The 13594-nt window shown below is 30.5% G+C and carries 18 protein-coding genes; 12 read left to right on the top strand and 6 right to left on the bottom strand.

Annotation, left to right across the window (positions count from 1 at the left end; genetic code table 11):
* Nucleotides 1-4 precede the first annotated feature (4 nt).
* Nucleotides 5-631 carry a hypothetical protein gene (locus Q0856_RS00565; RefSeq protein ID WP_298501615.1) on the bottom strand — a complete coding sequence of 209 codons (627 nt, stop codon included), beginning with the start codon at nt 629-631 and terminating at the stop codon, nt 5-7.
* A gap of 516 nt (nt 632-1147) precedes the next feature.
* Here Q0856_RS00565 and Q0856_RS00560 point away from each other — a divergent pair.
* From Q0856_RS00560 to Q0856_RS00520, 9 genes are all read left to right on the top strand, one after another.
* The gene (locus Q0856_RS00560; protein WP_298501612.1) at nt 1148-1288 is read left to right on the top strand and encodes a hypothetical protein; all 141 of its coding nucleotides are present in this window, start codon (nt 1148-1150) and stop codon (nt 1286-1288) included.
* A complete protein-coding gene (locus Q0856_RS00555) occupies nt 1285-1794 on the top strand; it encodes a DUF4251 domain-containing protein (RefSeq protein WP_298501609.1) in 510 nt (169 codons plus the stop codon). The genes Q0856_RS00560 and Q0856_RS00555 overlap by 4 nt, the downstream gene beginning before the upstream one ends.
* 59 nt (nt 1795-1853) lie before the next feature.
* A complete protein-coding gene (locus Q0856_RS00550; protein ID WP_298501605.1) occupies nt 1854-2396 on the top strand; it encodes a DUF4251 domain-containing protein in 543 nt (180 codons plus the stop codon).
* 282 nt (nt 2397-2678) lie between these two features.
* A complete protein-coding gene (locus Q0856_RS00545; protein ID WP_298501603.1) occupies nt 2679-3728 on the top strand; it encodes a hypothetical protein in 1050 nt (349 codons plus the stop codon).
* Nucleotides 3729-3762: 34 nt separating this feature from the next.
* Entirely contained in the window at nt 3763-4209 is a 447-nt protein-coding gene (locus Q0856_RS00540) for an META domain-containing protein (protein WP_298501601.1), read from the top strand.
* A 189-nt stretch (nt 4210-4398) separates the two neighbouring features.
* Nucleotides 4399-5478 (top strand): acyloxyacyl hydrolase, encoded by a 1080-nt coding sequence (locus Q0856_RS00535; RefSeq protein ID WP_298501599.1) that lies wholly within the window; start codon nt 4399-4401, stop codon nt 5476-5478.
* Nucleotides 5472-5690 (top strand): hypothetical protein, encoded by a 219-nt coding sequence (locus tag Q0856_RS00530; RefSeq protein ID WP_298501597.1) that lies wholly within the window; start codon nt 5472-5474, stop codon nt 5688-5690. The genes Q0856_RS00535 and Q0856_RS00530 overlap by 7 nt, the downstream gene beginning before the upstream one ends.
* A gap of 78 nt (nt 5691-5768) precedes the next feature.
* A complete protein-coding gene (locus Q0856_RS00525; RefSeq protein ID WP_298501595.1) occupies nt 5769-6137 on the top strand; it encodes a hypothetical protein in 369 nt (122 codons plus the stop codon).
* A 21-nt stretch (nt 6138-6158) separates the two neighbouring features.
* Complete coding sequence (locus tag Q0856_RS00520) at nt 6159-6848, top strand: lipid A-modifier LpxR family protein (protein WP_298503020.1); 690 nt, start codon at nt 6159-6161, stop codon at nt 6846-6848.
* 477 nt (nt 6849-7325) lie between these two features.
* Here Q0856_RS00520 and Q0856_RS00515 read toward each other — a convergent pair whose 3' ends face one another.
* The 5 genes from Q0856_RS00515 to Q0856_RS00495 form a co-directional block, all read right to left on the bottom strand.
* The gene (locus Q0856_RS00515) at nt 7326-7742 is read right to left on the bottom strand and encodes a hypothetical protein (RefSeq protein ID WP_298501593.1); all 417 of its coding nucleotides are present in this window, start codon (nt 7740-7742) and stop codon (nt 7326-7328) included.
* Nucleotides 7743-8038: 296 nt separating this feature from the next.
* Complete coding sequence (locus tag Q0856_RS00510) at nt 8039-9049, bottom strand: trypsin-like peptidase domain-containing protein (protein WP_298501592.1); 1011 nt, start codon at nt 9047-9049, stop codon at nt 8039-8041.
* A 6-nt stretch (nt 9050-9055) separates the two neighbouring features.
* Nucleotides 9056-9715: a hypothetical protein gene (locus Q0856_RS00505; protein ID WP_298501590.1), complete on the bottom strand. Its 660-nt coding sequence runs from the start codon at nt 9713-9715 to the stop codon at nt 9056-9058.
* A 61-nt stretch (nt 9716-9776) separates the two neighbouring features.
* Nucleotides 9777-11012 (bottom strand): DUF2235 domain-containing protein, encoded by a 1236-nt coding sequence (locus tag Q0856_RS00500; RefSeq protein WP_298501588.1) that lies wholly within the window; start codon nt 11010-11012, stop codon nt 9777-9779.
* 11 nt (nt 11013-11023) lie between these two features.
* Nucleotides 11024-11671 carry a hypothetical protein gene (locus Q0856_RS00495; RefSeq protein WP_298501586.1) on the bottom strand — a complete coding sequence of 216 codons (648 nt, stop codon included), beginning with the start codon at nt 11669-11671 and terminating at the stop codon, nt 11024-11026.
* A 592-nt stretch (nt 11672-12263) separates the two neighbouring features.
* Here Q0856_RS00495 and ssb point away from each other — a divergent pair.
* From ssb to Q0856_RS00480, 3 genes are all read left to right on the top strand, one after another.
* Nucleotides 12264-12599: a single-stranded DNA-binding protein gene (ssb, locus tag Q0856_RS00490; protein WP_298501584.1), complete on the top strand. Its 336-nt coding sequence runs from the start codon at nt 12264-12266 to the stop codon at nt 12597-12599.
* 75 nt (nt 12600-12674) lie between these two features.
* Entirely contained in the window at nt 12675-13124 is a 450-nt protein-coding gene (locus Q0856_RS00485; RefSeq protein ID WP_298501582.1) for a JAB domain-containing protein, read from the top strand.
* Between the two features lie 11 nt (nt 13125-13135).
* Entirely contained in the window at nt 13136-13333 is a 198-nt protein-coding gene (locus tag Q0856_RS00480) for a hypothetical protein (RefSeq protein ID WP_298501579.1), read from the top strand.
* Nucleotides 13334-13594 lie beyond the last annotated feature (261 nt).

The raw sequence follows: 13594 nt of genomic DNA, 5'->3' as shown, positions 1-13594 counted from the left end.
AAACTTATTTCATTAAATCTTTTATAATGCTTTTGGAGAATTCATTAGATGTGGTGCTCAGATTGTTTGGGTTATCTACCTCAGAAGTAATAATTGAAATTAATTGGTCCTGAGTTTGTTGGGTTATATCATAAACTAGGGTCTCTAGTATATAAGTAGTACCTTCCATTTCTATAGTACTCTGCTCTTGATGAAATTGATTAGCGTAATCATAAAAACTTCTATATCTATAAGGAAAAGGATATATGTTTTCATTTGTAGTTATGGTATTTTTATACTTTCTGGAATCCACCAAATGCGATATTATAATTATATCAATATTATTATTTCGAAGATTTTTAATGATCTCTTTTTCTTTATTTTTTTCAACTTTTTCAGTTGGGTCACTGTTCGGAAACTTAATATGGCTTTCTATGGAAGTAAGTCCGTTTTTGTTAAGATTCAATACCATATCTTTTTCAAACCGTATTTGTGTAGCTCTGTCTTCTGTTTTGCTAACAACTAAAATATTTTTTTTCTTAATATTTAAAGTTTTGCTAACTCTACAAGAATCTGTTATTCTTACAGAAGAACATCCTATAAGTAATGTTATAAGAATAAGTACGCTTGTAATTGATTTTAGTTTTTTCATGATTTCTAAGTTTTATATAATTACATAAGCATAGGGTTTATATTTTTGGAGGAAATATCTGAAAATTAATTTTTTTCTTTTTTGTTTCTATAAGTAATTTCTGCAAACTTAATTTGGTTTTTTTTTATATTTTAATTACATACATAATTAGTGTATTCTCATTAGATATTGGCCCTACACCAAATCCTGATACACTTTGAGTGCTAATACTTATACTTGTTGTTTTCATATATTTTGTTTTAATACACTTCAAAAGTAATCTTATATGCCGAGCGGTTTAATGAGATTGTGGGTGTAACAGCTAAAACCATAAGTGAAACGTCTTAAATAAATAGTGAAGTGGTTTTCCAAATATTTTAATTAATACTTGTTTTTCTTTTTGCCAGAAACCATTTTAATTCAAGAGCCTAATAAGTCATTTCACTTATCATTTTGGTCGTTCTAATGTTTTAAATCAAAAACTAAATGAAGCATTCTAGATCTTTGTTGTGTTATTAAATAGTAAACTTTTAGATTATGAACATACTTATATATTCAGTGAAATTGTTAGTTATAGTTATTCCTTTTGTTCTTTTATTAACATTAGGAGTTTATGGGCTTTTTGGTTCAGAAATTAATAATAAAGACGAATTAACAAATAAAAGAATACAACAATGAAAACAAAATTAATTACAACTATGCTTTGTTTACTAATAACAAGCATTTTATGTGGACAAACAAAGGCAGAAGAAAGAATAATAAAAGAACAAAGTTCTGAAAAACAATATTTAAAAATAAAAGAAATGGTAAACTCAGGCGCTTATAGAGTAGATGTGAAATTTGTACATCCCATGGGAGGCTCTTCAATTAATAGGTACGGAGACGGGTATTATCTAAAAATATCTAGTAAAACAGTTGAATGTAATCTTCCCTACTTTGGAGTGGTACATACATCTGGTTATGGGAATGGTAGAAGTATTGTTTTGGATGCTACTTATGAAAATTACGAAGTAAACTGCAAGGATAAAAAACAAAAAATTGTTATAAAGTTTAAAGCAAATAATGAACTTGAAAACTATGATATAATTCTAACGGTATTTAAAAATGGTAATTCATCATTTTCGGTTCAGAGTATTAATAGAAATACAATTAGTTATTCGGGCAAAATTAGTTCTATAAGTTAATACTATCTATAAATATAAATAAAGAGTAAAATAAACTTAACCTGCTATAAATTTTCATAATGAAAAAAGCACTTATATTTACTTTGATATTAATACTCACTTTCAGTGGTGTTTGGGGACAAACAAGAGTTGAAAAAAAAATCATTAGGGAGGAAAAAGCAAAAAGAGAATACTTGAAAGTAAAACAAATTATAGAATCTAAGTCTTTTCTTTTTTTTGTAAATCGTGTTACTATTAATACAGGGTCTTCTATAAGTATTGTTGGGGAAGGTTACTATTTAAATTTGAAAAAGGATAGTGTAAATACAATACTTCCATATTTTGGAGTATTATACTCATCTAATGGCTATAGAGATGGGGGTGGAATTAAATTTAAAAGCCTAGCAGAAACTTTAAAAATTGAATATGATGATATAAAGAAAAGAATAAGACTAAAATTTTCTAGTGTTAATTTAGGTGAAAGATTAGAGTTTGAAGTTCTAGTTTTTAAAAATGGAGAAGCAAATATTATGGTAGGGTCTATATATAGAACAGCTATATATTACTCAGGTAAATTATATAGAATTAATGAGGAAATAAATGATTTTAGTGTTCCGGAATAACAATTCAGTAATACGTTTTTTCTCAAATTAGGAACAGTCCGCCCTACTTAAATTTAAGTTTAGGCTTATAAATATATTTATTACTACTGCCAACAAAATAGTAGGGTAGTTAAGGGGTATTTTAATTAATCGGTTGTTTTCTTTTACTGATGAAGGATTACAATTTTTTTTAAAAATATTTTATGTGTATACTTAAAAAAAACATTTTAAAGAGTTTTTATGCAACTCTGGCTTTGATTCTTGTATCCAGTTGTTCTTTAATGAAGCTTTCGGTTGAGTCGAATGACATTCCTTTACCTAAGAAAGAGTGAATTAAATACAAGAATTGCAGTTAGAGCTTTTCAAAACGAATTTGCTACTAGAATAATAAAAGTTTCAGATAGTCTGATTAGTTCTACTGTTGATGTTCAAACCAAATTAAATATTATAGATTTTAAAATGGGCTTGGTTGCTGCATCCGGAAAAACAGCATTCCAATCGGTGCCAGAATTATCTTTAGTTGATACTTGGGTTTTATGTAAGCAATTAGTGGATGTTATAAAGTCTGATTTTGGAAAAGAATACTTAGGTAATGAATATCATTTGTTAGAAGTTGAGAGTTTAGCTCTGGAAAAGCAAATTTCAGGTATAGCAAAATCATTACTTAATCAAGAACGTTTTATGGTATTAGATGCTTTTGTTACAAAGTTTACCAAAGAGAATCCAGTTACTTCATTTAATTTTCCAAGATCTAATATTTTATCGCCATTGTTTCAGCATCTAGGTGTGGCAGATACTTCATATGTAAAAACTTTGGGTTCTGGAGCAGAAGCTCTGAGTGATATAGGGGATCGAATTGGGATTGCAAAAGAACAGATTGGGCAGCAATTAGAGTGGGAAAAACAACGTCTAGCGTTAGAATGGAGAGATGCAAACCCGTCGGAAGAATTTTTATCTAGAGTAGACTCCCTAAGTTTACTATTAGATAAACTTGCTCTTGTAGCAGAAAAATCACCAGAACTTGCTGGTGAAGTAAGTGCTAATCTAAGAAATGAATTGATGCCACTTATTTATAATCTTAATAATGGGTTAGATTCTTCTATTGGTCAATTAAGTGAAGAACGAATTCGTATGCAAATCTATATAGATGAACAAAGAGAGTTGCTAATTAAAGATATAAATGCTTCGGGAAAACAAATGATTAATGAGGGCGCTAGAGGTGTGAGTAACATAATTAAGGAAGTTAGTTGGATTATAGTTCTCTGTTCTATTATTCTTATAGCTTTATTTTTTGGAATTCCATTCCTTGCTGGATATTACTTGGCGAAAGCAAAGTTTAAGAAAAATGCATAAAAATGATTAAATAAACTATGAAAAAACAGGTGTTATGAAATCTAAAGTTTTAAAAACAATAATATTTTTTTCCTTACTTGTATTGTGTGTAATTGCTAGTGCTTGCTCATCATTAAATGGAAAAATAAATGACAACCTTTTTAATGCTACTTGGGAATTGGAGTTTATTTCTGGACCAAGAATAGCTTTTTCGGGTATGTATCCAAATAAAAAACCAATGATAACCTTTAATGAAACTACGAGTAAAGTGGAAGGTAGCAATAGTTGTAATGGCTATTCCGCAGATTACACTTTATCTGGTAAGGAAATTACATTTGGTATGCCAGGACCAACAACCATGATGTTCTGTGGAAACGGTGAAAAAGTATTTTTAAATTCAATAAAAAAAATCAATGCCTATACAATAGATCATTTAGGACGGTTAAACTTAATGATGGATGGTATAGTAATGATGCGCTTTAAAAATGTCCAAAAAAATTAAAGAGGTGTAAGTGAATCTATTTTAATAGACATTATCTTGTTTTTAGGCTAAAAGAATAGTATTTTTTGAGCTGTAATAGAGAAATAAAAAAACGGCGTAAATTTTTTAATAATTAAAATGAGGACTAAATATATAACTCTATGTCTGTTTTGTTTTTTTACTGTTCTAAAAGCTCAAGAGGAGACTAATTTGACGTATTCTAATAAATTTAGGACGATTGAAGTAAAATCTAATTATGGTAGTTATCTGTATACAGGAACGGCTTTAAGTGAAGCGGGTTTTTTAGATGCGGGTTATGGAGCTATTAATGTAAAAATTGGATGGCAATCTAGTGATTCAGAAAGTTGGGCGAGTTATTATAAATATCCAACGTATGGTATTGGTTTATATTCCGGATTTTTGGGTAATGCCCAAGTGTTTGGTAACCCAAGTGCTATATATGGATTTGTAGATTTTCCAATAGGTAATCCAAATAGACGAAATACATTTAGTATAGAACCTTCCTTAGGAATAACATATAATTTACAAGAATATAATGCGGAAGAAAACCCAGTAAACGATGCATTTGGTGCCAGAGCAGCTGTTTATTTTGGTTTAGATTTTGGCTTTGAATACCGTTTTACAAGAGAATTAGATTTGACTTATGGGTTTGATTTTACACATTTTAGTAATGGTAGTAGTTATCAACCCAATTTAGGATTAAATTTATTTGGTATTAATCTTGGGATAAAATATAATTATAATGCAGTTCAACGTATTGTTGACAATGACCCTTATTCTAGTAACCTATTGCAAGCAAGATTTAAGTCCCCCGAGAAAAGAGAAATGACTAAAATCAATGATGATTCTATTGCACTGTATTTTGCAGGAGGAGGAAAACAAACTTCGGAAGATGGAGGAACGGATAGACAGTTTGGAGTTTTTACAGGAGTTTTAGATTATGAGCATAGATTTAATGAAATACATGGTATTAGTGCTGGTTTAGATTTTTTTTATGATAATACGCTTCAAGAATTTAAAAAAGCAGGAGACCGTACGGCAATTGGAATACATGCTGGTTATGATTTCAATTTTTGGAAAATGGTCATAAAAGCTCAGATTGGCACCTATGTTACCGACGATTTAGGAAAAGGCTCTTATTTTATGAGACCTGCCATCCGTTATAACATTAATAAAACACTCTTTGCGCAGTTTGGTCTAAAAACCCTTGATGGAGGTGCTGCAGATTATCTGGAATTTGGATTTGGGTTTAAGCCTTTTAAATGGTAAATAAGAACTATACCATAGCGTTTATAAATAGTAATGTCATTACGATTAGCCCCATGATACATGTTGCCAAAATGAGCGTAGTGAAAATGCCGATTATTCGAATTTCCGTCTTAAATTCTAGTGCATCTAGTTTAGTAAGTTTGTGGGACACTTTTGCAAAATATAATAATAGTAGCCATCCTAATAAATACTTGGATGATGGAGTTACTTGAAATTGTCCTAAATTTTTCAAAATTTGTTCAGCGAAAAACATTATTCTAGGAACTATAAAGAATAGTAGAATTGGACAAATGAAACAAATTAAAGCTCTAGATATTCGTTCTAAAAATCCCATTTCAAATGGCGTTTGTTTATATCAAAATTACGACTTTTCCAATGAAAAAGATTATATGAGTTTAGTCAAATTTCGAAGCTATCCTTTATGCTTTCTACTTTTTCTTATCATTCGGTCTAATGCACAAAGGACTAACACTTTTAAAAGTGAAATTTCATTTTCCTCGGCAAATGATGCCTATGTAATTTGGCAAAACTCCGACCGATTTTATAGCTACGGTGTTGGATTAAACTTAAAGGTTAAAAAAGAAAAACTGTTTGGACTTCAAAAATATTTTTCAAAAAAAGAGGATTACTTTTTTGATATAGGACTCCGTATAGAATGATATACTCCTACTAATAAGGTAATAACGCCAATAGAGATTCTATCAGATAATATATCTTTCGACAGACCCTACGCTGGATTGTTATTCACTACATTTAATGTAACGTATGCATTTAATCGTTCATTTTTTAAAGGAGGAACAATACTTGGAATAATGGGGCCTTCATCTTTAGCTGGAGATTTTCAGGGGTGGTTTCATGATAAAGTAACAGATGATCCTGTTTTTGAAGAATGGAAATATCAGGTGCCGAATCAGCCAGTAGTAAACCTAAATTTTACCTATGCCTATGATTTTATTCCAGATCAAAAATGGATAGATATTTATGGGGTTTTAGATGCCAGATTAGGGAACTTATATATAGATGCTACACCTACTTTAGGGCTTAGATTTGGGAAATTTAATAAATTATCACAATCTGTAGGAACGGACACTAGTCTCTTATCAAATTCTTCGATTATTGAATTGTTTTTTCAATCTACCATAAGTAGTTCCGTAAGTTTTTTCAATGGTACAGCTCAAGGAAGTTTATTTCAAAGAAATTTTGAGTATGCTGTGGATAGTTTAAATATGTTACATACCATAATAACCCTAAATACATATTTTTCTGCTAATAGATTTTCTTTTGGTATAGAGCATTATTTTACTTTCGGACAAGTTTTGTCTAATGAAAGACATGTATATGCCAGAGTAATCTTTAAATATAAATTATGAAAATATAAAAGAAGTCCATTGTAGATAGTAGTATTTTATAATGATAAATTATTTTACTTAAAAACTTGCTCTTAATAGAGAGATGGGGTTTAAAAAATGAATTTAGATGGTTTTCATTTGACAGTTGAACTTAAAAATGGAGATTAACTACACCATGTAAACATAGAAGTGATTAAAACTCCAACAAAGAAGAGCTTTCTGTTAGTTTCAGTTATAATATGATAAATGATATGGCAGGAATTTGTATGAGAAGGAAAGTGGTTATACTTATTTGCTTGGAAGTTCATAATTGAACTAATCTTTAATTTTTCACAGTATCATTACAAAAACAAAAAAAACCGCTCAGTCCTTTTAAAGGTAGAGCGGTTTAAACTAACCAACCATGTGAAAAACTAACTATATTCTTATTTATTGAGTTAAGAGTCTTTTTAAAATGTATTAAACTTTGTAATTTATTTTTTACTTCTGTTGAGGGTTTTAAATAACAGGTACTTCAAAAGTTAAGAAGGTATCTTTTCCATCAGAATCTTTACCTTGATAAAATTTGAAAATATAAGATTCTTTCTGTAACACTTGTAATGGTATAGAAAATGTAGTTTCTGTAATTTTTTGATTACAAGAAATGTCATCATCAACATGTACTATAGGGTAAATGAGTCTTGTGTTTTCGTCATAGATGTAGTCATATTGATTATAATAGAAATAGCAACTATTTGGTAATTCTATATTAACCTTAATTTCATATGTTCTTCCATAAATAAGTTCATCGGGGAGTTCCGCACTTATTACATTTATACGTTCTAAATGGTAGTCGTGGTCGTTGTAGGTATCCTTACTACATGATGATATGGTAAAGACAATAATCATAATTAGTAAATACTTAAAATTTTTCATCTTATTTTATTTTTAATTTCTAATCAAATATATTGGCATTTTGCATTTTAAGTTGTGCCATTTTAAGTGAATCGCCTAAATTGTAACTTGAAATAACTTTAAATATATTTAAAGTGTTTTTTGATATAGATACCGGTTTGCTTTATACAATTATGCTAGAAAAACATGTAAATCAATAGGTGATAACTCGTCTAAAAAAAGACAAGAAAACTGGGAGGAGTATAATAAGTAGAAGTATTTATTTAGTTTAGGGACAGTAAATTGTATAGTTACGAAGATTAATGAGCTAGACGTTATTAATTTCTCAATGATATTATTTTACCTTCTCTAAGTACTTCCAGAACAATAGGGTCTTCAGGTTTAACTGAAGCAGCATAATCACCTAATTTTTTTAAAGTTTCATCTGTCATTTCAAAACGAATGCCATTGATGGCTAAAATGATGTCGCCTCCTAATAAAATATCATTTTTATCTATGGTAGCTTTTACTGTGCCACCTTTTAAACCTAATTTTCCATATGGAGAAGAATTAACAACTCGCTGTACCAACAATCCATTCTTTTGCGGGACATTAAGTACTTTAGAGGCACTTTCAGAAAGAGGTAAAACTTCTGCGCCAGACCATGGAATATTTTTGTCTAAAAGGAGTTCTTTTGCAATATTGGAGCTAGCAGCAAAGCCAATGCCTTGAAATCCTCCTGTAATTGATTTGATATGACTTACAATTCCAATAACTTCGCCTTTTAAATTAAACATTGGCCCACCGGAATTACCAGTGTTAATGGCGGCATCCGTTTGTAAATACTCACTATTTGTAAAAGGATTTAGCGCTCCATCATTTTTTATTCTACCACTTATATAACCTGAAGAAAGGGAATGTGCTAATCCAAAGGGTGCTCCAACTACAAAAATTCTTTCTCCAACTTTAGCCATGTCAGAATCTCCTAATACAACAGGTTTTGCATTTTTTTTAGGAAGGGCTAACGTAATTAGGGCTATGTCAGGGTCTTTAAAACTAGAAGTTACTGTTGCTTTAATGGTTTCGCCATCTGTAAACCTAACCAAAACACTTTCGGCAACATCAACTACATGAGCTGCTGTTAAAATTTGGTTGTTAGAAATTAAAAAACCAGAACCTATCCCTTCTGATTTTACCATTTTACTATAATTGCCAACCTGTTTGATTGCTTTTTCTTCTGTAAAAATGACAACAACGGACGGGTTTACTTTGTCATAAAGTGAAGATAAATCTTGAGACTTTACTGCTATAGAAGCCAGTAAAATTAACGTAAAAACAAAATGGCGCATAGTTTTTTATTTTAATTCACTAGCCAGAATTGTAGCGAAAGCTCTTCTAACCTCTTTGCCGGAATCTGGATTGGTAACTTCTGCTGTAGTTACAGATAACAATCTCTTTTCTTCTTCTAGAGATAAATTATAGGTTACGGCTTCCAAAATATAGGTAGTAAGAAGAATGATGTTGGTTGTTTCTTCTATTTCTCTGGTGGGTAGCCTTGGTGCAGCATTTAAATCATCATAATAACCTTTTAAAGTGATATATTTATTGCCGTAATACTCATTTAGGGAACTATAACCTCCTTGTTTTTGTAATACTTCTTGCTCTTGAACATCTTTAAGTGAGGTTAATAGTAAATGGTCGAATCCTTCTTTTCTAAATTGACTAATAACTTCAGAAATTCTCTCTGAAGTGTTATTGTCAATTCGTTTTAAATTAGGAAAAGCTATATGGCTAGCAACGGCATTAATTCCCTTGCTCTTTAATTTAGCAACTATTTCTAATTCATATTCTTGTCTAATGTCTTCCAAGGGTGTTCTAGAAATCACTAAAACTTTCTTTTTGTTTAAGTTTTCAAAACTATCTGATTTATAGGAGTTGGATAATTTCATCCCAGAGCATCCGGAAAAAAGTAGAATGCTTAATAGAAGTATTGCAAAAGGGTATTTAATCGTCATTTTTCTTTATTTTAAAATACGAAATTAAGATTAATCTTTTTAATTTAAGTAATTGTAAATACTAATTTACAACTTGAAAACACTCTGAATTCTCTGAATAAGTATAGCCACCTTTTTCGTTTTTTCTAAAACACTCTCCAAATAACTTAATAAGATTAATCTCATAAGTTTGTAGTGAGCTCTCCATTCTATCTAATACAGAACGATGTATTTTTAGTTTTTCTTTCTTATAACCATTTTTAGAGCTAAAAAAAACAAGTTTACGACCTTTTTTAGGGTAAAAGAGTTTTAAAAAGCCTTTCCTTGGGTTGTTGGTAATATCAAAACGATTTTCATAAACTTTAACACCATCTGGCAGTATTTTATATTTTTGTAGTTGTGCAATCATCCAATTTAGAGAAACACCACTTATATTGGTATTAAAAGCTCCTCCACCAACATCAGAGTGAGCACCGAAGAACCAAACTTCATCAGCGATATTTTTTGGATTAATACTGTTGCAGTCGCGAACTAAATATTCGTGAGTTAATAGGGAAGGTGTAAATACAGAACCTCTGTTGTCATTTAATGATAATGCCTGTACCGCTTTTTTTACGTTACATAGTTGGTCATTATATTTAGTTTTTTCTACATAATAATCGTCTTTATAATCTGGTATTCCTAATGATGCTACAGTATCCCAAAGCCCCATGAATTCAATTTCGTAAGAGTCATGGTCTAGTTGCTGTTTGGTTACTTTATAAACATCATTCCTTCTTTCTTGTAGTGTTTTGTCTCCCTTGTGCGCGTTATATATTTTTTTAATAAATTTTAATCTTTTATCCTCGGGAATATTACTTACATCAACAATACCAGCCGAATGTATCATTCCTGCTAAAATTCGGGCAGCATAAGCTCCACGGCTAAATCCAAACAAATAAATCTCGTCTTGACGTTCGTGATTATAGTGTTCAGTTAGATATAAATACGCATTACAAACTTCTCCTTTAATGCCAGAGCCAGTAATAATTCCAATAAAATCTGCTCCATTACCAACACCTCTTAAATAAGCTGCGCCAATATTTGGGTTGTTTTGTAAAGAAACTAAATTGTAAAGTTTAGAAACGTTTGTATGGTTGCGTTCATTATTGGTGGTGCCATCCATAAAAAGAGCCAGTTTTTTTGGAGCAATTTCTAACGAAACTGGTTGATGAACAATTGCTTTTTTACTGCCACAACTAATAAAAAAAAGTAGCGTTGAGTAAAATGTTATACCTCTGATAATTTTGTAAGATAGTCTTGAATTCAATAATTCCATGTACAATTGTTTTATTGAAATTGTGCTCCAATAATTTTAGTGAAACTTTTCAATATTTTGTCTCCAGAACTGGGGTCAGTAACATCTACAAGACATACGTTAACTAATTGTTTGTCTTTTTCTAAGGCAAGATTATAGGTAATGGCTTCAAGTACATATGTTTTAGAGTTGGCAATCGCTTGATTATTTTTTTGATGGCTGACTGATGAAAAACTTGCTTTTTCTGAATAAGTCTCTGGAACTTCTTTTTTGGAAGATAATGACATATTTGAAGTTTCAATGGTTTGTTTTAAAGAGGTTAAAATAATGGCAGATATTTTAGCTTCTTTAAATTGGTTCAATATTTTATCTATAGCTTCTGGTGTTTCAGCTTTTTTCAAAGTAGGAAATTGCAAGTGAGCTTCAATAGCATTAATATTTTGTGAACGGAGTTTGTTTGCAATAGAGGATTCATATAATTCTCTTACGGACATTTCAGAGTGTTCACTAATTACTAGAATTTTGGCATTTGATAGGCTATTGAAATTGCTAGATTTCCATGAGTCCATTAATTTGGTGGAAGAAGAGCAACCTAAAAATAAAAACAATAAAAAACCTAAAAGGATACTACTTGTAACTTTCATAAAATATTGTGGGTTATATATAATCTGTAAATTCATGGGCTATGTTACTTTGTCAAATGTTTCATATTTATACATAGAAATAGCGACCATTAGTTTTTGATAAAAATAAATAAAATAATTATGCGAGATGTGAAATTTATTGTTTCTTAATTTAAATTCTTTATTGAAGTATTCTGTTGTATTATGTAGAAGGAATAATACTTTTTCGTTTTTTGTATATATTCAAGTTGGCTTTTTTATATACAGCCCCACTCCCTTCCATTTTAAACTTCACCTAGTCTTTTAATTCACTTACTGAACCTCCATTATCACTTTTTTTTGACCGCAAAACAACAACATTCCGTTTTGAACAACGGCATAAATCAGGCCCGCTATTAAGCGGGTCTCTTTTTTATACGTCTTATCAAATCTGAATATTGAATTACACAGGGCATCAAAAAAAGGTAACAACGAAGGCTCTATGGAAAGTAAATCAAAATATCGAACTATGAAATCATCTCAAAATATCCAAAAAGGAAGTGGAACTAAAACTAACAAAACCAGCACTGCTGGAAAAAGGAAAACACTCTGGATATACTAAGTAAATCATTTTTAAAACAAAGGAATATTAATCTTTAAATCAATAATTATGAGTACTATTAAAAATCATGTACAGTTAATCGGAAACGTTGGACAAGAACCCACGGTTACAAATTTAGAAAACGGAAAAAAAGTAGCTCGTTTTTCATTAGCTACCAATGAGAATTACAAAGATAACAAAGGGGAAAAACAGACCGACACCAATTGGCATACTGTTGTAGCTTGGGGAAAGGTTGCTGAAATTATCGAAAAGTATGTAAACAAGGGTAAGGAGATCGGAATTGTTGGAAAACTAAGAACTAGAACCTATGAAACCGAAGAAGGCAATCAACGCTATGTTACCGAAGTGGAAGCCAACGAAATATTGCTTTTAGGTAGTAAGTAAACCAAAAAAGAAAGAGGGCATCACCCACAAAAGTTCAGCCCTCTTTTTCATTATTAATCTCTAAAGAAAAGAACAATGAAAGATAAAGTTAACGAAATCCAGATTAGTTACAAAGAGCGTGTAAAATCACCATTTTGGAAAAAGATAAATTCATCGCAGGATGCTAATGCACTATTATTTGAACATTGGAATAAAAACACCATTGAACTGCATGAAACTTTTAAAGTTATGCTACTAAATAATAGTAATAAGGTAAAAGGGGTTTTTCAAGTCTCTCAGGGTGGAATAACGGGAACTATGGTAGACCTACGCATATTATTTGCCGTGGTATTAAAAACACTATCCGTTGCAATTATTTTAGCACATAACCATCCGTCAGGAAAGTTACTTCCTAGTGAAGCGGATAAAAGAATTACGGAGAAAATAAAAAAGGCAGCAACTCTTTTTGATATTAAAGTTTTAGACCATTTGATTATTACCCCAAATGAGGAATACTACAGTTTTGCAGATAATTGCCTATTATAATTTTTTAGATTATGATATACTTAAATTATAACAATCTCGATGAAGAAACCCAACAACATTTGCTATCCGTTTCTAAAGAAGAAATTGAAAATAAATTTGGTACGGATTTTAAAATATATGCTAAAGAAAACCATTTGGAATATGAAACTATTTTATATGAGGAAGCCGTCAAAAATTTATATGCATATACCTATGTTTTCAACATTTGAACCAGTACAAGTAAGTGTTAAGACCTTTGATTTTCAAAGGTCTTTTTTTATTGAAAAATGTAGGCGGATATTTCCTAACCTGACGTTCTATTTTAAGTCAAACTTTAAAATCATATACAATGGTTTAAAAACAGCGTATTAGAGACTAATGCACGTTTCCATTTTGCATTGCAATTGGATACATTTATACAACAAGATTAATAAGAAAAAGCAACGAATCTTTTGACAAGCTTAAAACAGGCTTTTTTAGTCCGATTGTTC

Origin of the sequence: uncultured Maribacter sp. (genome assembly GCF_947496775.1) — a bacterium.
Lineage (GTDB): Bacteria > Bacteroidota > Bacteroidia > Flavobacteriales > Flavobacteriaceae > Maribacter_B.
This window is presented reverse-complemented; position numbering and strand designations above follow the sequence as displayed.